23 protein-coding genes are annotated in these 25207 nt (G+C 45.8%); 11 read left to right on the top strand and 12 right to left on the bottom strand.

What is annotated here, in order from left to right; all coding sequences use genetic code 11:
- Window positions 1-154: 154 nt before the first annotated feature.
- Window positions 155-985 carry a DUF4249 family protein gene (locus B0I27_RS13780; protein ID WP_106294339.1) on the bottom strand — a complete coding sequence of 277 codons (831 nt, stop codon included), beginning with the start codon at window positions 983-985 and terminating at the stop codon, window positions 155-157.
- A 2-nt stretch (window positions 986-987) separates the two neighbouring features.
- A complete protein-coding gene (locus tag B0I27_RS13775) occupies window positions 988-3264 on the bottom strand; it encodes a TonB-dependent receptor (RefSeq protein ID WP_181276788.1) in 2277 nt (758 codons plus the stop codon).
- A gap of 174 nt (window positions 3265-3438) precedes the next feature.
- Here B0I27_RS13775 and B0I27_RS13770 point away from each other — a divergent pair, with 174 nt between their 5' ends.
- Window positions 3439-3891 (top strand): 3-oxoacyl-ACP synthase, encoded by a 453-nt coding sequence (locus B0I27_RS13770; RefSeq protein WP_106294335.1) that lies wholly within the window; start codon window positions 3439-3441, stop codon window positions 3889-3891.
- 7 nt (window positions 3892-3898) lie between these two features.
- On the opposite strand, the gene B0I27_RS13765 is transcribed toward B0I27_RS13770, so the two are convergent.
- From B0I27_RS13765 to B0I27_RS13750, 4 genes are all read right to left on the bottom strand, one after another.
- Window positions 3899-4594 (bottom strand): DUF421 domain-containing protein, encoded by a 696-nt coding sequence (locus B0I27_RS13765; RefSeq protein ID WP_106294333.1) that lies wholly within the window; start codon window positions 4592-4594, stop codon window positions 3899-3901.
- 143 nt (window positions 4595-4737) lie between these two features.
- Window positions 4738-5319: a DUF4202 domain-containing protein gene (locus B0I27_RS13760; RefSeq protein WP_106294331.1), complete on the bottom strand. Its 582-nt coding sequence runs from the start codon at window positions 5317-5319 to the stop codon at window positions 4738-4740.
- Window positions 5320-5383: 64 nt separating this feature from the next.
- Window positions 5384-6553: a hypothetical protein gene (locus B0I27_RS13755; RefSeq protein ID WP_106294527.1), complete on the bottom strand. Its 1170-nt coding sequence runs from the start codon at window positions 6551-6553 to the stop codon at window positions 5384-5386.
- Between the two features lie 188 nt (window positions 6554-6741).
- Entirely contained in the window at window positions 6742-8373 is a 1632-nt protein-coding gene (locus B0I27_RS13750) for a pectate lyase family protein (protein WP_106294329.1), read from the bottom strand.
- Between the two features lie 193 nt (window positions 8374-8566).
- On the opposite strand from B0I27_RS13750, the gene B0I27_RS13745 reads away from it, so the two are divergent.
- From B0I27_RS13745 to B0I27_RS13735, 3 genes are all read left to right on the top strand, one after another.
- Window positions 8567-9289, top strand: a complete 723-nt coding sequence (locus B0I27_RS13745) for a DUF72 domain-containing protein (protein ID WP_106294327.1) — start codon at window positions 8567-8569, stop codon at window positions 9287-9289.
- Between the two features lie 379 nt (window positions 9290-9668).
- Entirely contained in the window at window positions 9669-10079 is a 411-nt protein-coding gene (locus B0I27_RS13740; RefSeq protein WP_106294325.1) for a GreA/GreB family elongation factor, read from the top strand.
- A 213-nt stretch (window positions 10080-10292) separates the two neighbouring features.
- On the top strand, window positions 10293-11723 hold the full coding sequence (locus B0I27_RS13735) for an L-serine ammonia-lyase (RefSeq protein ID WP_106294323.1): 1431 nt from the start codon (window positions 10293-10295) through the stop codon (window positions 11721-11723).
- A gap of 16 nt (window positions 11724-11739) precedes the next feature.
- Here the strand turns inward: B0I27_RS13735 and B0I27_RS13730 are convergent, their stop codons facing one another.
- Window positions 11740-12633, bottom strand: coding sequence for an SDR family oxidoreductase (locus B0I27_RS13730; RefSeq protein WP_106294524.1), 894 nt, complete (start codon window positions 12631-12633; stop codon window positions 11740-11742).
- A gap of 121 nt (window positions 12634-12754) precedes the next feature.
- Here B0I27_RS13730 and B0I27_RS13725 point away from each other — a divergent pair, with 121 nt between their 5' ends.
- The 7 genes from B0I27_RS13725 to B0I27_RS13695 all read left to right on the top strand — a co-directional run bounded on the left by B0I27_RS13725 (window position 12755) and on the right by B0I27_RS13695 (window position 19525).
- Window positions 12755-13378, top strand: a complete 624-nt coding sequence (locus B0I27_RS13725; protein ID WP_106294321.1) for a DUF4142 domain-containing protein — start codon at window positions 12755-12757, stop codon at window positions 13376-13378.
- A gap of 115 nt (window positions 13379-13493) precedes the next feature.
- On the top strand, window positions 13494-14423 hold the full coding sequence (locus tag B0I27_RS13720; RefSeq protein ID WP_106294319.1) for a PRC-barrel domain-containing protein: 930 nt from the start codon (window positions 13494-13496) through the stop codon (window positions 14421-14423).
- A 31-nt stretch (window positions 14424-14454) separates the two neighbouring features.
- Window positions 14455-15657, top strand: coding sequence for a DUF763 domain-containing protein (locus tag B0I27_RS13715; RefSeq protein WP_106294317.1), 1203 nt, complete (start codon window positions 14455-14457; stop codon window positions 15655-15657).
- Between the two features lie 62 nt (window positions 15658-15719).
- The gene (locus B0I27_RS13710; protein ID WP_106294315.1) at window positions 15720-15920 is read left to right on the top strand and encodes a hypothetical protein; all 201 of its coding nucleotides are present in this window, start codon (window positions 15720-15722) and stop codon (window positions 15918-15920) included.
- Between the two features lie 122 nt (window positions 15921-16042).
- Window positions 16043-16873, top strand: a complete 831-nt coding sequence (locus B0I27_RS13705) for a hypothetical protein (RefSeq protein ID WP_106294313.1) — start codon at window positions 16043-16045, stop codon at window positions 16871-16873.
- A gap of 215 nt (window positions 16874-17088) precedes the next feature.
- Entirely contained in the window at window positions 17089-18276 is a 1188-nt protein-coding gene (locus tag B0I27_RS13700) for an amine oxidase (protein WP_106294311.1), read from the top strand.
- Window positions 18248-19525, top strand: coding sequence for a glycosyltransferase (locus B0I27_RS13695; protein WP_106294309.1), 1278 nt, complete (start codon window positions 18248-18250; stop codon window positions 19523-19525). The genes B0I27_RS13700 and B0I27_RS13695 overlap by 29 nt, the downstream gene beginning before the upstream one ends.
- Before the next feature lie 6 nt (window positions 19526-19531).
- Here B0I27_RS13695 and B0I27_RS13690 read toward each other — a convergent pair whose 3' ends face one another.
- From B0I27_RS13690 to B0I27_RS13670, 5 genes are all read right to left on the bottom strand, one after another.
- Window positions 19532-19912, bottom strand: a complete 381-nt coding sequence (locus B0I27_RS13690) for a response regulator (RefSeq protein ID WP_181276787.1) — start codon at window positions 19910-19912, stop codon at window positions 19532-19534.
- A 128-nt stretch (window positions 19913-20040) separates the two neighbouring features.
- Window positions 20041-20691 (bottom strand): response regulator transcription factor, encoded by a 651-nt coding sequence (locus B0I27_RS13685; RefSeq protein ID WP_106294305.1) that lies wholly within the window; start codon window positions 20689-20691, stop codon window positions 20041-20043.
- Window positions 20692-21017: 326 nt separating this feature from the next.
- Window positions 21018-21221 (bottom strand): hypothetical protein, encoded by a 204-nt coding sequence (locus B0I27_RS13680; protein WP_106294303.1) that lies wholly within the window; start codon window positions 21219-21221, stop codon window positions 21018-21020.
- A 248-nt stretch (window positions 21222-21469) separates the two neighbouring features.
- Complete coding sequence (locus tag B0I27_RS13675) at window positions 21470-24667, bottom strand: glycosyltransferase family 117 protein (RefSeq protein ID WP_106294301.1); 3198 nt, start codon at window positions 24665-24667, stop codon at window positions 21470-21472.
- Window positions 24664-25005 carry a PadR family transcriptional regulator gene (locus tag B0I27_RS13670; protein ID WP_106294299.1) on the bottom strand — a complete coding sequence of 114 codons (342 nt, stop codon included), beginning with the start codon at window positions 25003-25005 and terminating at the stop codon, window positions 24664-24666. The genes B0I27_RS13675 and B0I27_RS13670 overlap by 4 nt, the downstream gene beginning before the upstream one ends.
- Between the last annotated feature and the right edge of the window lie 202 nt (window positions 25006-25207).

The raw sequence follows: 25207 nt of genomic DNA, 5'->3' as shown, positions 1-25207 counted from the left end.
CCCTTTTCATTATCAAAGTCCTAGACCCTGGGTCCTGAAAAAGCTTTTGCCCTTCCTCCCTATTCGCAATTATTTTTGCCCTAAATGCGTAAAGAACCGGCTTGTATGGCAAAAGGATAATGCAAAAGGTTCATAGCCCCGGCCATATTAATGGTCATGGAACGTATCGTTCAACCGATTTGACGGAGGATGTCCCGAAAAAGCCAGTTACGCTGGCGCTGGCGGGATTGACTTTTCGGATGTTGGATCGGACATTGGGAAGGGGACTTGCGAACAGTCCACTGTTGCTGAGCTGTTCCCGAATGTCTGCCAAGGTATTGTAGTGGGCTTCTGTCAAGGACCAGGCCTCTATCCTGATATGGTCTCCGGAAACGAATGGACTGTCAATTTCCAGCTCATAGTTCCCGATTCGGTTGCCATCGACGTATTTGTCCCGGAACAGGTTTATTTCTTTCGCTTTGTTAAGGAACTTTCCGTTCCGGAATATTTTGTATTGGGTAAAGTCACCAAGTCCATCTAAATCTTGTCCGCCTATAAAAGGATAGTAGCCTTCCTCCGGATATAATAACTGTTTGTTCTTATACTTGAATTCGAGCGTATCGGCTTCCATGCTCAGTCTTGGGATCGTCGATATTGCTTCGTATGTATTATCGCCGAAGGCCACAGACAGCGTATAAGTGCGTCCCTCTCTTCCCCGCATATTGCTGATTTCGTAAACACCATTTCCTAATTCCCTGAGGGTCTCGATGTTGCCGACATTGTCCTTAAGCGTTATGAAAGCCTGACTGACTACGGAGGCTGCCGTGCCTGCAATAACCGGGCGGGTATAATAAAGTTTGACGGTATGTGGCTCTCGTTTAGTAGTTAGGGAGCCTTCTATTACCAATACGGGCTGTTCTTCCCTTATTTCGATATCAAGCACCCGTTCGCATGCGGCAAGAATAGCCGTAAACAAGAAGAGGATGATTATTCGTGTCAGTCGCATATTTAGAATTTAAAATTCCAGGTAACAGAGGGCACAATCATCCCGAGCATAGAATACTGGACAGCTTCCAGGTCCAAAGGCTGATTTTCTTTCTGTCGAAGATACATAGAAAACGCATTTCTGCGGTTAAGAGCGTTGAAGGCTGATATAACCCACTCACTACTCGTTTTAGCCTCTGGTTTGGTCTTGTTTTTAAAAGTCGCCGATAAGTCCAGGCGGTGATAAGACGGGATGCGATAATTGTTTCTGGCATTCCCGGGATTATAAAGTACGGTATATCCACTGAACTCATAACGGGAGGACGGCAGGGTTGCGGGCGTTCCGCTGGCAGCGCTATAGGTTGCAGATAAGAGAATGCGAGAACTCATGCGATATATAGCAACAGCTGACAACGCATGGGTTTTATCGTGTTTTGCCGGATAATATTGGTTGCTGTTGATGCCCTCTATTTTGCGTTCCGTTCTGCTGAGCGTATAGCTGATCCAACCGGTTATTTTCCCAGAGGTTCGCTCAATTTGCAGCTCCGTTCCATAGGCCCTGCCTGCACCCGAGAGTATGTCTCCTTCCAGATGCTCATTGAGTAAAGTTTCGGCACCGTCTACGAAGTCGAGCTGGTTGCTGAGCTTTCGGTAATAGGCTTCCGCACTGAACTTGTATGGCGAATGGATGGGGCGATTCGAAAATCCGACAGAGTACTGTACTGCCCGTTCGGGCTTGATATTGTATGAACTTGGTGTCCACATATCAAGCGGACTGGTGGAAAGGCTGTTTGATATAAGGTGCAAATTCTGAACAGTCTGAATATAGGAGGCCTTCCATGTGGAAGATTCGCCACTTTTCAGGATAAGCGACAGCCGAGGCTGTAGACTGTGATACCATTTTATTGCCTTGCCATCTTCATACGCCCGTGGGTTAACCGGATCTCTACGGGAACCAGCTTTCCCTTCATAATCGTACACCACTATGGAATCCGTAGCAATAGTTTGAAATGCGGTATATCTTGCGCCATATTCAATACTGAGCCAGTTCGCCGGCCTAAGCTCATGATTCCAGAAGAGACTGTAATCAGCGGAGCGCTGCCCCTTCATTCGTACCGGTTGAAATATGGACGCGGAACCTTCAGGTGTCGCCGACCCGGGACTGAAAACATGCAGAGCAGACTCGGCGCCAAAAGTTACGGTGCTTCCACTACCCGCATACCAGTTGTAAATATTTTTGGCGGTATAATCACGTATCGATGCTTTCCAGATAAAGCTGGATGAGGGTTCGCTCATGGATCCAAGCCGGTAGCGGTAATCGGAAAATATCAGGCTGAAGTTGGAAAACAACTTATTGCTATACACATGGTTCCAACGCAGGGTTCCGGTTCCGGTGCCCCATTGGAGCATGAAGTCTTCTGCTGACTCGATTTTGTCTTTCCCTAGGTATCCGGATAAAAAAATACGGTTCTTCTGGCCTAAAGGAAAGTTAATTTTGGTGTTCAGGTCGTAGAAATAAATAGAATTGTCTTTGATATCGGGATTCGATGACTGACGCGTAATGACGTCTGTATACGATCTCCTGGCACTGATGAGTATCGCACTTTTATCCTTTTTTAATGGCCCTTCCAGTGTGAGGCGACTCGCAATCAGCCCAATACCTCCCGCCGCCTGCCAGTGCTGATTATTACCGTCCCTCAAGCGGGTATCGAGAACAGAAGATAGGCGTCCCCCGTATCTTGCAGGTATTTCGGACTTGTATAAAACAGCATCCATTACGGCATCAGGATTTGCTACTGAAAACAGGTTAAACAAATGAGAGGTGAAATATAATGGCGCTTCATCCAAAAGTACCAGGTTCTGGTCCACTCCTCCTCCTCTTACGTTAAAGCCGGAGGCTCCGTCACCAATGCTGGTTACCCCTGGCAGCAGCTGAAAAGACTTGATCAGGTCTGCTTCTCCCAGAAAAGACGGGAGCAGTTTTACCGCGTTCATATTAAGTGCTTTGGCAGCTCTGTCTGAAGCTGTATTACCCGATACATCAATAACCACCTCTGAGATCATGTTAGGCAGGAACGAAAGGCTGACGTTGATTACGGTATCTCCAGCTGTATGCAGCTGATGCTCTACCGGGGTGTACCCGAGGCAGGAATACTTCAGTGTTTTGGTACTGACAGGGATGGATATGGAATAATAACCGTAGGCATTGGCAGCAATAGTCGTGGCCCCGGCGCTAACCAGCGCTGTCGCAAGCCTTTCGCCGTTAGAATCGTCCGTCAGGAAACCACTCACGGTCTTCATCTTTTGAGCGCGGGCCGTTTGAATACAAAACGACGTTACGATCAGTAAGAAGATAAACCGGCAAAAGGTCATAATAACTGGTTACGAGTTTCGATAAAGATAGCATTTCTTGTATTCCTAAGATGTGATCTAATTATTTAACTTTAGCGGTTTCGAATTTAGCTAAGTGCGATAATGCAAGAGATCAAGAAAGTTTTGTATGAAGAGTGCGTCAGGTATGCCGATGAGCGGATATCCTCTATTGAAAATGCGCTGCAAGCTTCACACGAGGCCTCAGTTAATGACACAAAGAGCAGTGCGGGCGATAAGTATGAGACCACTAGAGAAATGATGCAGCAGGAGATTTCGCGGAATGCCCAGCAGCTTATGGAAGCGAAAAAGCTGCGTATGACACTTGATCGGTTCAATCCGGAAACTGCGTCAGATGCTATAAAGCAAGGCAGTTTCGTAGTTACATCAGGAGCTGATTTTTATATCAGTATCAGCGCTGGGCAATTGATGGTCGGGGGAAAACCCGTTTATGCAGTATCTGCTAACTCCCCAATTGGAAGGTTAATGTTGGGCAAAAAGTCGGGTGATTCTGTGGAACTGAACAACAAGACTTTTGTTATACGAGAAGTTCATTAAGCACCCCCTATTTAACTCTTCTTGAGTCTATTGCCTTGATCCAGCTTTCCCGGTTGCACCGTTTGCAACTACAGACATCTGATGGTTCCAGATTTTCGACGTTTCCGCAGAACGTGCAGGCATAGATACCCGCTTTAGTGATTTTTACGGTCGCCTGATCGAACAGCTCCGGGAGGATAGGCAATCCATAGCGTACGTTCTCATCCGGATAGAAATAGACGCTTATGTTGCCCGAGGTTTCGATGATCGCAGTCTCGACTTGACCGAGATGGGATATACTGTACTGCCTGAGCTCAGAAAAGAACTCATCATACGCTAGTCCTTCTTTACTAAAGTTGCCTATGGAAAACTCGCCTTCGCGAATGAGGTAGGTAGCTTTGCCTTCGATGAGCGCATCGAAATCACTACTCTTGGCAGTCAGGTATGTAGTAAGTCTGTAGGAGCCAACTACTATCGTGAAGATCACAACCGGGACGAGCATTCCCACCTCTTTGTAGAACATAGGGTCACCGGCGGCAGATCCGAGGCTAATAATAACCACCAGCTCAAAAACGGAAAGCTGGCCAACTCCCCGCTTCCCCAGCAGGCGTAAGCCGATTAAAATGATGACGTACATGGCGAATGTACGGACGCCGATCTCCAGCAAAAAGGGCCAGTCTTCTTCGCCCACCAACACCTTTGTCCAGTCTAATTTCAGCAGCATTTCTTTTAGGATAATATTTTATACCTTTAGAAACAAACGCACAAGTATTTGTTTGAAATGCTGCTGAAAATACTACTTACCATAGCGGGTGTCCTTCTCCTTATCTGGATGAGGAAGAGGTTCAGATTCTGATCTCAGACTGTTTATTCCTGAAGTGCTTTTGCGATAAGGTCGGATCCTTCCGGACTATACTGCAACTGCAGCGCGGCATCATGTCCGGCTTTACTCATCTTTTTCCAGGTCTTCCGCAACACGTTGATCATCTTTTCTTCGCTTAGCTTCCGGATCAGGTCGTCATACTGGAATTCCAGAAAGACAAGACAAAGCGCATTTTCGATTGTCTGAACATCGGCGTCCAGCTTGAGCCGCTGCTTTTGTATGATCTGCTGAACGCGCTCCACTTCTTCAGGACTATAACCTGCTCCTTGCAGAATCTCACCTGCTTTTTGGGCGTGGAATTTTCCAAGATCACTTCTCCATTTGAGATATCCGGTCCGCCCTTCTGGATAATCGCTCCTTGGAATTTCCCATCTGCCGATATGCTGACTTCTTGAGGCTAGAAGCAGATACTCGTTCGCATCAGGTTGAATCTTACGAACCCAGTTATAAAGTTCGACTGCATAAAAGTACTCCGAAGGAAAAGTCTCGCCGTTCCATACGACCTGTTCAGGACTTTGCTTATTGTATTTGTCAAACAGTTCGAATGCCTGCTGTAATCTATTCATGGGGATTTTCTTTAGCTGTATTTAGCTAAGATAGCTAAGTCATGAAAAAAACAAACGGCGGATTTTAAAAACTCGGGGGTTCGTATTGGTACACTATCTTATACGGCAAGTTTTTTAGCTTCCTGGAGATTTGGCCGATTTGAAGATTCTCTTCTTGCGGGGTTGGCTCACAGATGCTGTAGGCCTTACCTTCATAGATAATAGGCTTCCCGATGGCTTTGTCGAAACGGACTGCCATCGTTATATGGGTAGGATAAAGCACGGCTATCATGGGTAGATTGTAAATCTCCTTCACCAGATAGAAAAACAGGGCTGCACGATCATCACAATCGCTGTACTTGGCAAACAGTGTTTCTTCGGCCGAGAGCCTCTTCTCTTTTCCGAAGTTCTCTTCATCATCTTCATACAGGAAGGCGTAGCGGGTAAAACGCATCAGATAATCGACACCTTTCTTTTGACTCATCCCATCGACGTTTTGCTTAAGCATCGGAATAAGAGAGCCATAGGTTCCCTTGCTTAAGGGGATATTGAAGTAAGACTCGAAATCTACTGATGGATAGTTTGCAAATATCTTTTCAATCTCGGGGTTCAGTTTCACGGCGAAATGGAAGGTCTTCTGCTTGTACCTGAATTCGATCTTCTTTACCTTATAATTCTCTGGCTTGAAGTCGGGAAGCCTTGTAATCTTGTACGAGAAAGAGCGAGTTGCATCGGGCAGGTTAATCCGCACCGGTAAAGGTGGATTCTTGTGAAGATCTGCTTTGGGATAATCGTGGATATTCAAACACATGTATTTCTTATTATCCACCATAAAGAAGGGTATATCGGCAATGTCTTCGTCATTATAGACATAGAAGATGATCTTATCGCCTGCGATCGCCAGGCGGGCATCATAGCCTGATTTGCTTAAGAAAAACCATTTGTATAAAGTGTATCGGGTATAGTTTTCGGCTTTTGGGCTGATCTGCTGCGAAATTCTTCTGATGAGCTGGTAATAAAGCCAGTCGTTTAACTGGTAGCGCGCGCGGTAAGCGAGCATGGAGTCGACGATGGGCTGATATTTGCTGCCATTGAGTAAAGTGTAAAACGCTGTGATGGAGGAAGGCTTAAGTTCAAGCGGAGACAGGATATGGACAGAACGGTCTACTTCAAGATTATACGTGCTTTCATAAAATTCAAAACAGTATTGGTCACTCCCGCCTTCTGCGGAAGATCTGCTTAGGAAGCAGATCATTAAGCTGAGTATAAATAGCGCTTTCCTGAACATGGTCGTAACCCTCTTATAAAGTTACGTTTCGCTGATCACTTAAGTTTCGATATTAACACATTGTTACCTGATCGTTATCATATAATCATGAAAAAGGCCAAACTTAATGTTCAGCCTTCTTAAGCAGTATTCTTGCCCGTCTTATGGGCTCTTTTCTATGGTTTAACCGTCTTCAGCGGAACCAGGCTGTTCAGATAGTTTTCGATATTTGAATAGCCGTTTTTACTGATCACTGCAGCATCAGAGGCATCCTTCGGATTAAGGCCTTTGCTTTTTTCATAAGCGTCGGGCATGCCGTCGCTGTCTGAGTCTGCATAAGGCGTCCCTTTGTAGACCGGGTACCCGCCAACCTGACTTACGTCAGTGATGATTCCTTGTTTATAAGAATCTTCGGGAAGTCGTCTTTTGATGTATTCCTTCCCTACTCCTGTTTTCCCGCCTTCTGTATACTCTATTTCGCCGGTCTTCACTTGCCTGATGATACGCTCATCAACGGCGTCGCGCTTCGGAAGTGCGGCACCTACATTGGTCAGTACGTATTTGTAGGCTTCCTGAGCAGACAGGGTCGAAACCGCACTCATTGGAAGGGGCTTGTCAACTTTGATTTTAGCTAACAGATCGCCCGCATCTGGCAGATTGCCTATCTGTACACCTCCGTCCCAGTTGTCTTTCGTTACCTTATCGTAACCCTCAACGATATTTCCATGAACATAAGCCTTTCCGAAAAGGTCTCTGCTTTCTTTACTCCTGCCCGATTCAGGCTTCAGAATACGGTAAGCGATAGGTTCGTTCAGTGGCGTGATGGGTCCTGGCTTGTAATAGTTATTGATAAAATTGTAAAAGGAATTGTTGTCCCCTCCGTCGGCGCTTCTGTTCCACCAGTTGAAAATTACATTGTTAACGAAGCCGAAGTCGCCGTACATGCCAATGGAAGGGTTACGGCTGATATTGCTCGCCCACAGATTCCGCATAAAGGTACTGTTGAGCCCACCTATCGTACTACCGAAGGCATGGTTATAGGTATCAAGTGCTTCGGAGAAAATGGAGTTCTGAATGGTGACGTTTACCGTTGGAAGTTTCTCCGGCTTCGAGCCATCGCCTTTATCATATACGTGCCGATACATGGACATATTCTCGTCAAGACCCCAGCTCGCAGATACATGATCGATGATGATATTGCCGACGCCATTTCCTCCAAGGGCATCATCACGACGCGTTACGTCTGTACCGCCCCTGCGGAAACGCATGTATCGGATCACCACATCGTGGGTGTTGATCCAGAGGGACTCGCCTGCGATGCAGACACCATCTCCGGGTGCAGACTGGCCTGCAATCGTAATGTATGGAGCACGAATAATAACCGGACTTTTCAGCTGGATAATCCCTGCCACGTTAAATACAATGATACGGGCTCCCCCCTGCTCACAAGCCTCGCGTAAGGTGCCTGGACCGCTGTCTGCCAGCGAAGTCACCACAAAAACTTTTCCGCCCCTTCCTCCAAAGCTATAAGCCCCGCCGCCTTCTGCACCCGGAAACGCCGGAATAGCAGCCTGAGGTAAATCAGAGGGTTTGGATGCCCATGGAATAAATGGCTTTCCCTGTTTATTGTCTCGCTCTACAATCGGAAGCGCCTTTTTCCATGCTTCGTCAGATAGTCTCTCGTACTCTTTCATCACCGAGTCGGCCTGAGCTTCGAGCTGTTTCGGTATGACCGGATATTGTGCTGACACTTGCCCCGCATACCCGGTTGCTGCTACGAGTAGCAGAATGTTCCAGATTTTATTCATGATGATAATCTAAGCGTTGGTTATTATCTCAAAGATAGCAGCAGGCAAAGTGAATCGATAATACGATTTTGGCGGAATTTGGTAGAATGTTATCATCTATGCATACGATAGAAGTGGGCGGAGCTTGTCGGTGTTCAGCTACTCAAAACAAAAAGATAGCGATGCTGTATTTCCTTTTTAAATTGATACGCTTATGATCAGGTGGCATATTGGTTGTTCTGGCTTTCACTATAAGCATTGGAAGAGTCTTTTTTATCCGGAAGGTCTTGCGCAAAGCAAGTGGTTTTCCTTTTATGCGGAGCATTTCGACTCTCTGGAGTTAAACGCGACCTTTTATAGAACTCCCACTCCAAAATCTTTGGCGAACTGGTATGTCATCAGTCCGCCTGGATTCAATTTTGCCGTTAAAGCGCCCCGGGCGATCACTCATTACAGGAAGTTTAATGATGTTCAGGATATTATTACACGTTTCTACGATCTTATACAAACCGGACTTCAGGAGAAGCTGGCTGCCACCCTTTTTCAGCTGCATCCCAACTATGCCTATACGGAAGCTCATCTCGAAGCCATGTTGAACAATCTGAGTCCTGCTTTTACCAACGTTGTCGAGTTTCGCCACCCCAGCTGGTGGAATGAACAGGTTTATATCGCTTTTGCTGAAAGGAATATCGTCTTCAGCGGAATAAGTCATCCTACACTGCCAAACGGGCTTGTGAGCAATGCCCGATCCTTGTACTACCGGTTTCATGGAGCGAACGAGCTATACAGTTCTGAGTATTCTACAGCGGAGCTGCTGGAATTTGTTCGCCTCGTGGAAGAGAAGGATGTATCTGATGCTTACATCTTCTTTAATAACGACATCGGCGGGGCAGCAGTCAGAAATGCTGCTGAACTAAAAAAGCTTGTTTCCCTGTAACATTCTGAATGGGAGGTTTTGAGGATTTGCTTAAATGAAATATTTAGCAGACATTTGAAATAATGGCAACCCTGATGAATACATACGGCAACCTAAAGGCTTCTGCGTCACGATCGCAGGGTGTCCATGTTGTATGTGAGTATGCGGTATCCCAAAATTCCAAGGACTTTATTACTATAGCCCCGGCCATACTTGGTCTTGGGGCCAGCCAATAAGCAATCGTTTTATTTCTCAATGTTTACTGAATGGTTATTTCTTAATGACCATTAAATGCTTTTATATTTTTTAAGCATAATACCATTCGGCATTCAGTTAAGGTGTAAGTACGATGCTTGAGGCTTCCCTCTTATAGACACATCAATAATCTAAATTATTCATTATGAAGACAGAACAATTAATTATCCTTAAAAAGGAATTAGAATTACTAAAGAAACACTTAGCACACAGCGACCTTTCCGAATTTAACCGCAACAAACTCCTGGCTGAGCTGAAATCTGCTAAGATAATGAAGGAGCAGGATCTTCCAGATGACGTCGTATGTCTGGATTCCAAAATAGACATACAGGAGATGACCAGCAAACAAACATTCACGTTCCATCTGGTGCTTCCATCTGAAGCAAATATGAAACACAAAAAAATCTCCGTATTTGCCCCTATTGGCATTGCTTTGTTAGGTTATCGTACAGGCTCAACCGTTCAATGGGAAATGCCCAATGGCCTGAAGACCTTCGAAATATTAAGAGTTGTTCAGAATGTGAGTCAGGAGACGTCTGATCTGGCAGCAGATTAAATAGCTTAGGACTGCATCTGATCATCTCATAACAGTCGTAAACTTCGTACCTTATACTCCTTCCTGTGTTTTATTAGCATTTATTTAGTATATATAACATTTTAGCAAATAAAATCCCCAGATGAAGGTTTTATTTTCGCTATTTTACAAGAGCAGAGCATTTCAGGTCGACATTAGCCTGAAATGCTGCCCTGAAATGTTAAAAAACTATAAATGCAAGAAGAACAGATCTCCGTCTTTGACATATTTAAAATAGGTATAGGTCCCTCCAGTTCGCATACCCTGGGTCCATGGCGCGCCGCCCAGAGGTTCCTTCAGGTGCTGAAACAAAACGGCCCTCTTGAAAATGTACTGTCCCTTCAGATAATTCTTTATGGCTCGCTTGCAAAAACCGGTAAAGGCCATGGCACTGATCTGGCCGTAATCCTCGGCCTCAGCGGCTACGATCCGGTAACCATTCCAACGCATAACATCACCGAAACGTTCGACCTTATCAAGAGCTCCTCTGCAATCCAGCTGGATGGAAAATGCGCTGTGCCCTTCAACTTCGCTGAAGATCTGGAATTCCGGATGTTTGAATCGCTTCCGGCTCATCCTAATGCCCTTACTTTCAGGGCAAAAACTACCGCCGGATCAAGTATCTCCGAGACCTATTATTCCATCGGCGGAGGATTTATATACGGAGAAGGTGATGATACATCAAACATAAAAAGCAGAAAGGTATCGCTCGTTTATCCAATTGAATTTGCAAGCGACCTCCTCGCCTATGTTGAGGAAAGTGGAAAGAACATTTCCCAAATTGTCCATGCAAACGAACTCAGTTGGCGAAGTGATGAGGAGGTCGAGCAGGAACTTCAGGCGATCTGGCAGGTAATGAAGGAATGTGTGTTCAGGGGCTGCCATATCAATGGTGTGCTTCCCGGCGGACTAGAAGTAAAAAGAAGGGCTGCAGAAATTAACAAGACCCTGCTAGCTAATGCTCACTATGAAGATTTTAACGAGTGGACAGCGGCCATCAAGCAAAAGGGTACCGGGTTTCAGTACACGCTGGACTGGGTGAGCTGCTTTGCGCTCGCTGTTAATGAGGAGAATGCCGCGTATGGCCGGGTAGTCACCTCCCCTACCAACGGAGCTGCGGGAGTGATCCCTGCAGTGTTGCTCTATTACCTGATTTTTTGCGAGGGCAAGGAAACTGACGTGATGCACTTTATGCTCACTGCATCAGAAACCGGTTGTATCTTCAAGAAAAGCGCGACTATTTCAGCGGCAATGGGCGGATGCCAGGCAGAGATTGGTGTATCATCGGCTATGGCTGCCTCGGGTCTTACACAAGTCTTAGGTGGTACTCCGCAGCAATGCCTCATGGCTGCGGAAATTGCTATGGAGCACCACCTGGGTATGACCTGCGATCCTGTAGGCGGACTGGTACAGATACCTTGTATCGAGCGCAACACAATGGGAGCAATTAAGGCCATTACGGCGACGCAGCTTGCCCTCCACAGTGACCCGCAGTTAGCCAAAGTTTCCCTTGACAACGTGGTAAAGACCATGTGGGACACCGCGCAAGACATGCATTCCCGCTATAAGGAAACTTCCGAGGGAGGCCTGGCCGTCAATATTCCCATTAGTCTCAGCGACTGTTAGACCCACGTCTATCTCTTTAAATAGTAATTCGCCCGCCAGTTACAGGTATGGTAGCTCCGGCAATATAGCTGGATTCGTGTGAAGCTAAGAAGACATAGGCTGGAGCAATCTCAACGGGTTGCCCGGGACGGCCCATTGGCGTATCAGCTCCGAAATTTTCAGGCTCTGGCATCGTAGAGGGAATCAGCGGCGTCCATACCGGTCCAGGAGCCACCGCATTTACTCGTATGCCTTTATTATTCTCCAGCAGTATCTGGCTGAGATTGGCAGTAAAGTTTTGAATCGCGCCTTTGGTCGCAGCATAAGGAAGTAGTTTCAGGCTTGGCGAGTAGGCATTAACAGACGTAGTGTTAATGATACTGCTGCCCGGCTTCATATGCTGCTCAGCGGCTTTACATAGATAGAACATCGCCGTGATATTCGTATCGAATGTCCGTGCCCACTCATCAGAGGGTACTTCATGCAGGTCCTCGTGAGCCATCTGATAAGCCGCGTTATTGACCAGGATATCAATCCTGCCGAATTCTGCGACGGCCTTATCAATGATTTCCTTACAATGTGACTCTTGTCGAATATCGCCTTTGATCAGCAGGGCCTTTCTTCCGGCGTTCCTCACGTATTCGGCTGTTTCTTCAGCATCTTTATCCTCCACATCAGCAAGATAGCTGATGCATACGTCAGCACCTTCCCTGGCAAAGGCAATCGCGACGGCACGGCCGATGCCTGAGTCTCCCCCGGTTATTACGGCTTTCATACCTTCCAACTTGCCGGTGCCCACATAGGACTCTTCACCGTGGTCTGCCTTAGGCTGCATCTGATCTTCCGTGCCGGGTACCTCCTGCTCCTGTTTAGGGAATGGAGGTCTGGGATACCGCTCATGCGGGTTCGGATTTAACTGTTCGTTTTTCATAGACATGATCTGTTTTTTGATAGATAGATTCAAAGAAACGAACAATGAGGATAGCTGATGGTTTTCTGAATTTTGCAAACATTTTGAAATACGACAGGTTAACAAGACAAACGATTAACCTATGAAAAACGCAACATTTTTAACAATGACGCTCGGCGCTCTACTCGCGTTTCAAGCGTGTACAGACAGCAAAAACAATAACGGACGAAATACGGAGACGGATAGTACCGCTTATCTGGAAGATATTTCAGCAGACGAGGATACTACCCAGGCCGGGGCCTCCACGTTCTTTATGAAAGCCGCAGATGCAGGAATGGCAGAGGTGGAATTTGGCAAACTGGCGCAGCAAGCGGCTAAAAACCAGGACGTCAGGGATTTTGCCGCTCAGATGGTGAAAGACCATACAAAAGCAAACAGTGAGCTAAAGGCTCTTGCCACTTCGAAGAAGGTTCAACTGTCGCCTGTTATAAGCGGTGTATTTCAGGGGCAGCTAACAGATCTGAGCTCCAAAACGGGCGTTGAATTTGATAAACAGTATATGGACCTGATGATGGTTCATCACATGGATGCTATCAAATTGTTCGAAGAAACAAGTAAGAATGAGACAGATCCTGAAGTTAAGGCCTTTGCCACTAAGACCCTGCCGGTACTGAAAGCACATCATGAAAAGGCGGAGCCTCTGGTGGAGAAATACAAACAGCATCAGACTATGGGAAATACTTCACGTGTAAACACATCTAACTAAAAACGCTATGGCTCAACTTGATGTTCAACCTAAAAAAAGCAATCCCTGGTGGATTTGGCTTGCCATTATCTTGCTTATAGTGGCCTTGATACTTTACCTTTTTTAAAAAACGACAATGGAAGCAAATGATGAGAATGTAAAAAGCAACCACCTTCAGGAATTGGGTGGTAGCAATTTTGAAATAGCCGATGGTCAGCCTAACATTAAAGGCTGGGAAGTCATCGGGGCGGAAGGCCAGGATCTCGGCGAAGTGTCTGAATTATTATTTGACGAAAGCTCCCGCAAAGTGCGTTACCTGGTTCTGGATCTTACGGAGAATGAGTGGAATCTCGAAGACCGCGACGTGTTGATTCCGATAGGTCTTGCTGAAATTGACGTAGACCGGGATGAGGTAATATTGCCTATGGTGACTCCGGAACAGCTTGCTGCGTTACCCGATTATAGCAAAAACAATGTCTCGTTGGAGACGGAGATGAGCATCAGGGGCATTTTCATGAATACCGACCCCGTCAGCTCAGCTGCTTTTCAGGACAATTTTTACGGGCATGAACACTTTGATGAGCAAAGGCTCTACAGGCGGCGTAAAGCTAAGGCGGCGAGTACCCCTCACACAGTAATAGGTGTGTTCGAAAATGGCTTTACTGCACAGACAGCTATTCAGAAATTAAAGAATAGCGGTTTTCTTGACGAAAATATTGACGTATCCGTTCGGGGAACGCATCATACCGAGTCTGAATATGCAAACAGACTGAGCGGCTTTTTCGGAACTTTATTTGACGATCATGATGAGGCTGCTCATTTTTCGAAGCTTGCAGCCGAAGGTTCAGTGGTAACGGTACACACCCAGTCTATTGCCGAATCCGAAGTTGCCATGCGTGTGCTCGAGGATTACGGTGCACAGGTGGAAGAAGATCCGGAAATAAGGGTAGGCACCGCTATAAATCCCGAGCCGGAAGAAGGAAGCGAAATATTCAGGAAGCAAATTCGTACGCGCATTATTGAGCGCCAGGTTGAAAACAGCAAAAGGCTGCGCAGCGGTATCTGATATCAAGTTTAAATTACTAACTTCGTTAGTAATGAAGCATTCAGGAACAGCAGACCTTCCCTTACACTACGGAAAAGTCCCCATCTGGCTTGCAGACCGTATGTCAACCCTCGGTCTTGCCATAATAGAATCCATTGTTCTGGAATATGGCAAGGCCGAGGTTCTGAGGCGACTGAGTGACCCGTTTTGGTTTCAAAGCATGGGTGCCGTAATGGGCATGGACTGGCATTCGTCGGGAATAACGACTTCCGTCATGGGAGCTCTAAAGCGCTCAGTAAACTCCAGATCGCGTGATCTTGGTTTATATATATGCGGCGGGAAAGGTAAATCCTCATTGATGGCCCCTTCAGAACTGCTCGGAGTGGCAGAACGAACCGGACTAAATGGAGAGGAGCTCGTACGCAGCAGTAAGCTAAGTGCAAAGGTCGATAACACCGCTATTCAGGATGGTTTTCAGCTATATATGCATTCTTTCATCGTAAGCAGTGAGGGCGACTGGACTGTAGTACAACAAGGAATGAGGCAGGGAAGCTCCACTGCCCGACGCTATCACTGGCACTCCGCCGGTCTGCAATCCTTCGTAGAAAATCCGCATACATCAATTTATGGCGAGGGTCTTGGTACCATCATTAACCTGGCGGATAAGCAGGCTACTGATGCGAGAACGAGCATCATGGAGATGAGTGCTGAATCACCCGATAAAATGATGGCTGAAATCAAAAAGCTGGTTATGCCTTCGCACCATGATCTTCGATCAAAGGACGTCGATATGAAAAGATTAGGCGCTATGCTTTGGGTTGCACACGATCAGGGACCCAAACATTTCGAAGACTTACTGCTGCTGACCGGGATGGGTCCGCGGACATTACAGTCGCTCGCTCTGGTAAGTGAAGTTATCTATGGAACGCCCGCCCGGTTCAGCGATCCGGCGAGATTTTCAGTGGCTCATGGTGGCAAGGACGGACAGCCCTTCCCTGTTCCGCTCAAGGTTTACGATGATACGATCCAGGTTTTGAAGAAAGCAGTGGATAGTGCTAAAATCGGACACTCAGAAAAAACAGAGGCCGTAAAACGGCTCTTCAAGATGTCCCAAGCAGCGGAAAAGGAATTCACTCCCCAGCACGGCCTCGAACCTTTGCTGGAGAGGGAGCGGAAAGATTCCTGGAAATATGGCGGCAGGACCGTTTTCGGTAACGTTAAAGCTCCTTCCGACAAGCAGCTCAAGCTCTTTTGATGTCTTGTTAACGACTCGTCCAAACTTCTTTCACACAATTCTCTATTTTCCGTTGTTTAAGAATGATGATACCAACCGCAGATGAAATACGCAAAGCCGCAGAAGAGGCAATACCGGACCTGGAAATAAAAAATATGCCCCAGGAAAACGAGCTTCATGTGCCCGTAACTGTTAACGGCTACTTTTATCTCGTAATTTTTTTCAGGGATGGAACCGATGAAGAAACGGCTAATTGGATGTTTGATAGCATCATAGAAAGATAGGGTAATAAAACCTCGCTCCTATATATTCGAAAGCGTATTTTTTACCTGAAAATACGTATTTACCCTGCCAACAATCTAACCTCCTAAGTTGTTGTATCATCAACACGACAACCAACCAGACGATGAAAAAGATTCTTGCTATCAATCCGATAGACTCGCCCGATGAAGATATTTCCCAGAGCGCCATACGTATAGCCAATAACCTGAAAGCCAAAACATTTCTATGGATGAAAGTGGATGCAGGCTTTGTTCAGAACAAAAAGAAAGAGATGGTCCACGCCGGAGAGCTCGAAACCCTTAGGGACGAGGTGCCCTTAGATGAGTTTGACGGCGTCCAGGAAAGGAGCATGTTAGATAAGCCCAAAATTCCGGGTAACGTTGCACATCTTCTTGAAACCAAGTACTCTAATGATCTGCTGTCTGACGTTGTCAGGAAAGAGGAGATAGAGCTTGTTGTAATTTCATCAGGATCGAAAAACTCTGTTCCCGACGTGCCCGAAAGTGAAGTATACGAAATACTTGAAAAGGCAAAATGCCCAGTGTTGATCATCCCCCGGAACCACGTAATTAAAAATATTGATACGATTGCTTATGTTACCGACCTCAGGTACTGCGATATGTCTGTTATTCGTCCTGTTGTAAAACTAGCTCAGGCATTCTCTGCGGGCATTCAACTTGTCCACCTTACAGCAGACGGCTTGCCTGAAATGGCAGAATGCTACATGCGAGACTATTTTAAGCATGAATTGTCAAAGTTGATGAACTATCCGAAGATGCGGTATGTAAATCTTAAACATAAGAATAAAGCTGAAGAACTGAATCAGAAGATGGCGGAAATTAAAGCCGACATTATGGTCTTGCAGTGGAAGCGTCACGGAATGTTCAACAAACTATTTAAGTCAAGTTCCTCCATATACAGCTTTTCCAGAGTGCCGATTATATTATTTCCTTAATGATACTCCTGGACGACATAATGCCGATACGGAATATACGCATTCTCGCAAGAGAAACACCTGATCTTACCGCTCGTACGATAGTACAACACCCTGCAATGCTGCGTCTATCTAATTTTCAGCAAGTTATCGTCTAGCGCTAATACCCTTTGTTCTAAACAAACGAAGAGGTTGTTTGTCGATACTTTATCTACTTAATAAAAAAACATTTGTTAATGGAATTCAAGTCTATTGATAATAATCCCTTCGGATCATATCTGATGGCCGGTTTCGAATGCGCCGACCTCTTAAATCTAAAGGGGGAGCGAATCGACTTTATGAAAATTACGGGTCATCTGGAACAGCTCGGGAATGACTACGCCATGCTGAGAGACTTTGACATCAAAACCGTCCGTGAGGGCCTTCGCTGGAGCCAGGTAGAAATTCGTCCTTATCAATATGATTTTAGTATCGCCGGCTTGATGATAGAGGCTGCTGCTGAGACCGGAATCCAGCAAGTCTGGGATATCTGTCATTTCGGTTTCCCGGATGATCTGGACCCGTTCCATCCGCATTTTGAGGAAAGGCTTGTATCGCTGAGCCTTGCTTTTGCCCGGTACTGTTTAGAAAAGACCGAGTCCACTAAGCCTCTGATTTTGACGCCTATCAACGAGGTAAGCTTCATATCATGGCTATGCGCAGATGCAGGTGAAACTGCTCCATATTACAAGAATCAGGGTTGGAATGCCAAGTATGTACTCATGAAAGCCTATATCGCCGCGGCAAAAGCCCTGAAGGCGCTCGACAATCGCATCGTCATCCTTGCAACGGAGCCCCTTGTCAATATCGTTCCTCCTTTGAATGCGACGGATGAGCAAGTATTCGAGGCCGCGATGCAGCACGAATTTCAATATCAGGCGATTGATATGCTCTGCGGGAGAATCTGTCCGGAACTCGGTGGAACTCCGGAGCTCCTGGATGTTTTAGGACTCAATTTTTATTATAACAACCAATGGGTCACCGGATTTAAAGAATTTCTCCCATGGGCGAACCTGGAACACGACGAAAGATGGCGCCCCCTGTGTGACCTGCTGAGCGAAGCGTATTTACGCTACAAAAAGCCGATGATCTTGAGCGAGACGAGTCATTCTGGACAGGACAGGCCTAACTGGTTCAACTTCGTCTGGAAAGAGCTGGAGTTAATTCCTGATGAAATCCCCTTCTGGGGTGTATGCCTATACCCTATTATTGACCGGCCCGATTGGAACGATCCGAGTTACTGGCACGGCTCTGGACTTTGGGACAATACCAATCTCTCCGGCACCCCCAACAGGATACTGTATCAACCTCTGGCGACTGCATTAAGAGAAAAAATATCACAAAAAGACATTTCCTATGAAACCGAAGATCGCGTTTATAAGTGAACATGCATCTCCGCTTGCTACAATCGGCGGGGTCGATAGCGGTGGTCAAAATGTTTACGTAGCAGAGTTAGCCAGGCAATTGGCGGCCTTGGGCTATGAAATAGATATTTACACGAGAAACGATGACCCAGAACTTGAGAAGATTATTTTTTGGCTACCAGGCGTACGCGTCATCCATGTAAATGCAGGTCGACCATACCCTCTGCGGAAAGAAGAGCTATGGCAGCACATGCCCGAATTCAGGGATAATATGCTCCGATTCATGCATCGGGAAAAGTTGTGCTATGAGCTAATCCATGCCAACTTCTGGATGTCTGGTTGGGTAGCATCAGAGATCAAAGAAATTCTGGGTGTTCCCTTTGTGATCACCTTCCATGCCCTGGGATATATCCGGAAGCTCTATCAGCACGATGATGACCAGTTCCCGGCAATACGAATCTCAATAGAGAAAGAAATCGTAAAGGCTGCCAGTGTCATTATTGCCGAGTGCCCCCAGGACAAGCATGACCTTTTAACTTATTATATGGCGCCCGAAAATCGGGTTGCTGTTGTACCCTGCGGTTTCAGTAAAAAAGAGTTCCAGCCAATCAGTAAATCTTACTCGAGAAAGAAACTGGGACTTAACCCCGAGGAAAAGATAATCTTGCAGCTGGGGCGTATGGTGGCGAGAAAAGGCATAGATAACGTAATCAGGGCAACTTCGCTGCTCTATAAGGCGGCTATCCCGGTACGGCTTCTGGTGGTAGGAGGCGATTTCGAAGACCCTGATACAGCTGATCATGCCGAACTAGACAGGCTAAAATCCATCGTTTCAGAAGAAAACATGGATCATGCTGTTACATTCGTTGGCAGAAAGGGAAGAAATCTTCTTAAATACTATTACTCTGCCGCAGATGTTTTTGTTACAACCCCCTGGTATGAACCGTTCGGAATTACTCCACTTGAATCGATGGCCTGCGGTACTCCAGTGATCGGATCAAACGTTGGCGGAATTAAATACAGCGTCGACCATGGTAATACAGGTTTATTGGTCCCCCCGGAGAATCCCAAAGCGCTAGCGGAATCGCTCGGCATGATACTTTCTGATTCACATATGCGTCAACTGATGCGTATCGAATCGATCAAGAGGGTAAACACCCTGTTCACGTGGCAAAAGGTCGCTTCCTTAATCAGAGATCAATACCGGGACGTGATGACTTCCTCTCAACATGACCTGCTACCTGCCAAAGCGAAAACGAAGGCAGCCTGATTATACTTAGCCTGCATGTCCGAGCGGCATGTGGCTCTTTACCTTGTCAATCAGCATATACAGATCAAAGGGCTTAGCGATGAATGCGTCGCAACCGTACGTTCCAAGTGATTCGAAAACCTTTGGATAGGCCGACATCATGATTACCGGTACTTCCCGTGTAGAGTTTGCGCTTTTTATTTGGTGGCAAACCTCCCCACCATTGATTCCCTGGAGCAAGTAATCAATTAAAACAAGGTTAGGCTGGTACTCTGTCATTAAGCTAAAAAATGACTTGATATCCGTTACTGTTTTTACTTCAAACTCCTCATAGGTCAGTGCTTCGTCGAGGACATCGAGAATATACCTGTCATCGTCTAAAACTAAAATCTTCCTTTTCACTTTCATCGCTATGTTTTTATGGTAAAGGTTAATGTAGTTGAATTGCGACTGATCCACCATAAAGGTAATAAAGCAAACTAGTCAAAAAAAGCGGAAAAAGACATAAATTCACGTAGTAACTACCTGGTAAGAAGCTAGTTAATAATGCTATTGCGTATGGCATATCTGATAAGTGTAGCCGTATTCTTGGTGCGGGTCTTTTCCAGTAAGTTCTGGCGATGTCCTTCAACTGTCCTGCGACTGGTGAATAGCTTATCGGCAATTTCCTGATTCGTAAATCCGTCGGCTATCAGATGCAGAACTTCTTCTTCCCTTTGCGACAGTTCTACCAACTCGCCCGCGCCCAGCTCAGGCGGCGAACTTAGTTGCTTCTTAAACATCTCAAAAACTATCTCGGAGCTTATATATCTTCCGCCCAAAGCGATATGCCTGATGGCGAAAAGCATCTGCTCAATGTCGATATTTTTCAATAAATAACCGCTGGCTCCAGCTCTTATAGACTGTTTGATGTAATTTTCATGATCCAACATGGTCAGCATGATGACCTTGATATTCGGGAATTCGGAAGTGACGATATCGATTAGATCCAGACCACTCCGGTCAGGCATATTGATATCAGATAAGATAATATTGACCTGGATTCCTGTTCTGAGTTTTTCAAGAGCTGCGTTAACCGTTTCCGCCTCCCCGGCAATCTCAATGTCTGTCTGCCTCTCCAAAAGCGTGCGAATCCCGTTTCGCACGATGTTATGGTCTTCAACTAAAAAGACTTTAATGGACTTCATATGGTTGTGTATAGCTATAATGTAAGGTTAACCTGGTATTTGGATACTCACAAATATAAGGGTATTACTTTATCCATACTGTTTATCCACTACCCATATATAACACAATAGATACGGAAACTACTATTAAGAGCAGGTATAAGCCGAAGCTGTCGCTGGTGATACCGAGGTTCTTCCCTGATTAGGACGACCTTTATTGCACAGTTTTATGCATAGATCACGCATGTTGCTCCGGAAATCGCGACTTACGATGGGACTCGTTATTCAAATACTTGTTTCGATCACGTCAGGTCGATCTGGCTGCCGGATGTGCCGACTGTCCATCTTTATTCAACAACCGGAGGTTTGATATTCTCCGGCGGAGTTGAAACAATCTCACCGAATTCATTAACATAAGCGAGCATACTTTCCAGACTTCCACCTGTTGAGTTTTGCTGACGCTCTTGTTTACGTAGCTCTTTTTCTTCCTTCCTCTTTTGTCTTGTTTTTTCTAATTGCTTTTTCATGAAGGTTGCCTGAGACTTAGCCATACTAATCAATTTAAGTTAAAAGCATAAAAATGTAACCGCGTCATATCAGAGTAGAAACTGTATCGCTTATGAACTTCCACTGTTGCAACGGTTTAACAACAATGTGGCGGAAGTGGGGGGATAACCGTAGGTTATCGATGTAGATTACATAGAAAATGCTCGAAATATACCGTTTGATGCAAAGATACGTTTTTATCAGCAGAGATCAAAGTCACAGGGATAAGCGAGGGTGGACGCGCCGCAGATGCCTATACATCGGTTAACGAAAACTTCTGACTCAGCCATTCCATGTTCCTTTCAATCAATGAAGAAAGTTGCGCCTGCTTATTCTCTGCTGCCAATATCTGGAGCGACTGCAATACGTACATGCCTATGCGGATGTCTTGTATTGAACCTCGCTGTTGGTTGGGAGACAGGGATGAGATATAAGTGAGCTCAGCGTCAAGAAACTGAACGGTATCTTCTGCTATTTCACTAGCCTTATCTATTCGACTACCCGCATAAAGATTCTTTACGGTCATTATTCTGTTCAAGGTGTCTATGATAGCATAATTATCAACAGGTAATTCTCTGAGGCTTTTTTCCATTACGGCCTCTGCCTCGACGTTTTTCCCTTCCTCGATTAGATTGGCGGCAAGCGTATTTGTTAAGTTCCATGTCCCACCGATCACCCTGCGTGTCTCTGGATCGGCGTAAGAGGCTTCCGAATAAGAAGAAAACTCGAACTTCGTCATGAAGTTTGAGTACATGACATCTGAATGCGTCCGTTCCGATTTGTCTGCTTTGACTCCGGGTACAGGGACGAGAGGCAGCAGTCTGTATGCATAGCCCTCCAGATGGAGATAATCATCCAATCCCATATAGGTGTCTTCTGACACTGATGTCGCGAAATAAATCGGACGTTTCCATTCATTGCTGACCAGGATGTCAAAGAGAACCAGGTCTGCCTTGGTCGCGAATTCTTTATTAAAAGTCCATTCCATATTGGTCGTCCTGGAAATTTCGTCATATGTAAGCGTCTCGGTGTCAAGCAAAATTTGCTTATCAACTCCCAGCCTCAACTTCTTTGTCGGCAAAAAGTTGATGAATGACCCGTCCGACATCTGTATCTTGTCCTCTTTCGCGTCCGACTTCATTACCGCCACAAGATCATGAAGGTTCACGCTGTCCGTAATTCCATAATCGACAAACGGAAAATAATCCCGAACACCGTCCATATAAATCGAACGATCCATACTTATAGGAAGCGGCGCTGAAAGACCCGACCCTTTTTTCATCTGGCTGATATAAGCGTCGTCCGCCAAAAACTGCAAACACACTACGCGTACGTCAGTCCGGATTCCTTCGACTTCCTGAGCGTACCATAGCGGAAAGGTGTCGTTATCTGCGTTAGTGAACAAGATCGCATTTGGTGCGCAAGAATTTAGATAGTTTTTCGCCCAATGCAAAGCGGTAAATTTATCTGATCGGTTATGGTCATCCCAACCTTCTTTTAGCATCAGTCCCGGAGCACTCAAAATGCATATTAAGGTGGCCATGGCGAAAGACGCCTTTGCTGGACCGACCCTGCTTAAAGCACCTTTAACTGCCATAAAGCCGAAGCCGATGAATATAGCGAAAGCATAAAAAGATCCTACGTAAGCGTAATCCCGTTCTCTTACCTGAAGAGGATCCTGATTGAGATATAATACAATACCCATTCCGGTCAGGAGAAATAGACTCAGAATTGTAAGGAAATCAGGTTTGCTCTTTCTATAAAGCCATACAATTCCGGCAAGGCCAATAATGAAGGGCAGTCCATAAAAAATATTGTGTGCTTTGTTTTCTTTTATACTCGGCGGCAGGCCGGTTTGGCTGCCAAGCCTCAATGCATCTAACGGTTGAATTCCCGAGATCCAGTTTCCTTCAAGTACGTTCCCCTGCCCTTGAATATCATTCTGCCGGCCGGCAAAATTCCAGAAAAAATATCTCCAATACATAAACCCCAATTGCCATGAGCTGAAGAAGCTGGCATTATCTAACATACCGGGGCTCCGCCCTTCCTCCAGGGCAAGCCAGTGCCGGTAAAAATCTGCGTGGCCTGGTTTCTGACTATGCGTTCTGGGAAAGAGTAGATTCTTGTCATACTCTGTCTTATACCTAGATCCCGAGACCTCATACTTTTCGTTATTTTTTCGGTAAAGAAAGCCTCGTTCTTCGTGGCGGACCGGCTTCGCGTCAAATGTCCGGCCATACAAGAGAGGTGTTGTTCCATATCCGGAGCGGCCAAGGTATTCATATAGAGAAAAAGCGTTGTCAGGGTTACTAAGGTTTATATTGGGTTTAGCATTCGCGCGGATATAGATCATAAAGTATGAACTGTAACCGAATAGTACAAATGTCAGGCATACCAGCCCTAAATTCAAAAGGTAAAGTTTTCGCTTTACCGAAATGACCAGCCCGGCAGTTATAGCTGCCCCTATAAGTCCAAGGAATACAACTGCTCCGGAACCGAAGGGAGCATTAAAACTGTTCACAAATAGCAAGTCTGACTTTGCTGCTGCCAGCACGAGATACTGAACGATTCCGTATTGAACCATTCCTATCAGAACACAACCGGTCAAAAAAGCGATGAAAATACCCCTCAGCCGCGGACGAGGCTGCTTCCTGAAGTAATAAACCAACGCCACCGCGGGAATCACCAAAAGGCTCAAAAGATGTATACCTATCGAGAGACCAATCATAAACGATATAAACACAAGCCAGCGGTCTTCACCCGATTTCTCCCATTTTAGTGCCGCCCAAAATACTATGGCAGTAAACAAAGTCGACATAGCATAAACCTCTGCCTCCACAGCAGAGAACCAGAAAGTGTCTGAGAAAGCAAAAGCGAGTGAGCCAACAATCCCGGCGATCAAAATGCTGGCCGAGGGCTGCTTTACATGCTTGTGGATTCTCGTCCCAATCGAAGTTATCGTCCAGAACAAGAACATAACCGTGGCGCCACTTGCCACAACGGAACTCATGTTAACCCAATAGGCTACTTTTGACGCGTCACCTAAAGAAAGTATCGAGAACAGCTTGCCAAGCATGAGAAACAAAGGTGCCCCTGGTTGGTGTCCAACTTGTAACTTGTAGGCGGCGGCGATGAACTCTCCACAATCCCAGAAACTCACGGTAGGTTCCATTGTCAACCAATATGTAAAACTCGCTATTATGAATAGCATGATGCCTATCAGAGCGTTCAAGCGCTTGTATCTGCTGGTATCCGAGTCCGTTTGAACCATCTTCCGAAATCCAGACACCGCCAAACGTTCCACAAGTTTCATATCAAAGGGTATGTTCTGGGGCTCGACCTCGAGCGCACTTAAAACGTGGTCATACATCTCGTCAAATAGCTCCGGAGCGGTATTTACCTTTTTAAGATAACTGCGAATGTTAGACAGTTGATGTTCGGTCAAGTTCATGACAGGTTAGGTTTAAGGTTTAAAAGCATCTGCAAATTGCCGATGAAGCTCTCGGCCTCCTTCAATTTGTTGGCCAGCTCAGCCTCGCCGGCAGCAGTCAGCGCATAATACTTACGTACGCGGTTTTCATACGTCTCGGTATGTGTTACGAGTAATCCATCTGCCACAAGCTTATGCAAAGAGGGATAGATTGCACCTTCAGTAAGTTTTATATCGCCCTTGGTGATATCCTTTACTTTCTGAGTAATCTCATAACCATACATTTTCCCGTTTTCATGCAACATATTTAAGAGAATGGTTTGCAAACTTCCCTTGAGCATACTACTGGATATTGCCATATGCGAATATATGTTTTTTTTACATACATAAGAAAATTATGCATATAGATATTCAACTAGTTATGTGCCGATACTGCTGTTGATGTTTCGTTAGACGGCTGTTATATACAGCCGATAATGGGCACTCATTGTTCCGTGATAAGTCCGACCTGAGTAGCTTAAAGTCGGACGTATTACTGCCTTTCAGCTGCACATATAGCTC

This window comes from Arcticibacter pallidicorallinus (genome assembly GCF_003002875.1).
In the GTDB taxonomy this organism is placed as follows: Bacteria; Bacteroidota; Bacteroidia; order Sphingobacteriales; family Sphingobacteriaceae; genus Arcticibacter; species Arcticibacter pallidicorallinus.
The sequence above is the reverse complement of the archived record's forward strand: the minus strand, read 5'-3'. Positions and strand labels throughout refer to the sequence as shown.

Bases quoted from the DNA above. Each gene is read 5' to 3' on its own strand.
- B0I27_RS13735 (WP_106294323.1), top strand. From the start codon at position 10,293: ATGCAAGAAGAACAGATCTCCGTCTTTGACATATTTAAAATAGGTATA.
- B0I27_RS13685 (WP_106294305.1), bottom strand. From the start codon at position 20,691: ATGAAGTCCATTAAAGTCTTTTTAGTTGAAGACCATAACATCGTGCGA.
- B0I27_RS13765 (WP_106294333.1), bottom strand. From the start codon at position 4,594: ATGCTGCTGAAATTAGACTGGACAAAGGTGTTGGTGGGCGAAGAAGAC.
- B0I27_RS13715 (WP_106294317.1), top strand. From the start codon at position 14,455: ATGAAGCATTCAGGAACAGCAGACCTTCCCTTACACTACGGAAAAGTC.
- B0I27_RS13695 (WP_106294309.1), top strand. From the start codon at position 18,248: ATGAAACCGAAGATCGCGTTTATAAGTGAACATGCATCTCCGCTTGCT.
- B0I27_RS13740 (WP_106294325.1), top strand. From the start codon at position 9,669: ATGAAGACAGAACAATTAATTATCCTTAAAAAGGAATTAGAATTACTA.
- B0I27_RS13780 (WP_106294339.1), bottom strand. From the start codon at position 985: ATGCGACTGACACGAATAATCATCCTCTTCTTGTTTACGGCTATTCTT.
- B0I27_RS13705 (WP_106294313.1), top strand. From the start codon at position 16,043: ATGAAAAAGATTCTTGCTATCAATCCGATAGACTCGCCCGATGAAGAT.
- B0I27_RS13675 (WP_106294301.1), bottom strand. From the start codon at position 24,667: ATGAACTTGACCGAACATCAACTGTCTAACATTCGCAGTTATCTTAAA.
- B0I27_RS13750 (WP_106294329.1), bottom strand. From the start codon at position 8,373: ATGAATAAAATCTGGAACATTCTGCTACTCGTAGCAGCAACCGGGTAT.
- B0I27_RS13770 (WP_106294335.1), top strand. From the start codon at position 3,439: ATGCAAGAGATCAAGAAAGTTTTGTATGAAGAGTGCGTCAGGTATGCC.
- B0I27_RS13720 (WP_106294319.1), top strand. From the start codon at position 13,494: ATGGAAGCAAATGATGAGAATGTAAAAAGCAACCACCTTCAGGAATTG.
- B0I27_RS13760 (WP_106294331.1), bottom strand. From the start codon at position 5,319: ATGAATAGATTACAGCAGGCATTCGAACTGTTTGACAAATACAATAAG.
- B0I27_RS13700 (WP_106294311.1), top strand. From the start codon at position 17,089: ATGGAATTCAAGTCTATTGATAATAATCCCTTCGGATCATATCTGATG.
- B0I27_RS13670 (WP_106294299.1), bottom strand. From the start codon at position 25,005: ATGGCAATATCCAGTAGTATGCTCAAGGGAAGTTTGCAAACCATTCTC.
- B0I27_RS13755 (WP_106294527.1), bottom strand. From the start codon at position 6,553: ATGATCTGCTTCCTAAGCAGATCTTCCGCAGAAGGCGGGAGTGACCAA.
- B0I27_RS13730 (WP_106294524.1), bottom strand. From the start codon at position 12,633: ATGAAAAACGAACAGTTAAATCCGAACCCGCATGAGCGGTATCCCAGA.
- B0I27_RS13710 (WP_106294315.1), top strand. From the start codon at position 15,720: ATGATGATACCAACCGCAGATGAAATACGCAAAGCCGCAGAAGAGGCA.
- B0I27_RS13775 (WP_181276788.1), bottom strand. From the start codon at position 3,264: ATGAAGACCGTGAGTGGTTTCCTGACGGACGATTCTAACGGCGAAAGG.
- B0I27_RS13725 (WP_106294321.1), top strand. From the start codon at position 12,755: ATGAAAAACGCAACATTTTTAACAATGACGCTCGGCGCTCTACTCGCG.
- B0I27_RS13680 (WP_106294303.1), bottom strand. From the start codon at position 21,221: ATGGCTAAGTCTCAGGCAACCTTCATGAAAAAGCAATTAGAAAAAACA.
- B0I27_RS13745 (WP_106294327.1), top strand. From the start codon at position 8,567: ATGATCAGGTGGCATATTGGTTGTTCTGGCTTTCACTATAAGCATTGG.
- B0I27_RS13690 (WP_181276787.1), bottom strand. From the start codon at position 19,912: ATGAAAGTGAAAAGGAAGATTTTAGTTTTAGACGATGACAGGTATATT.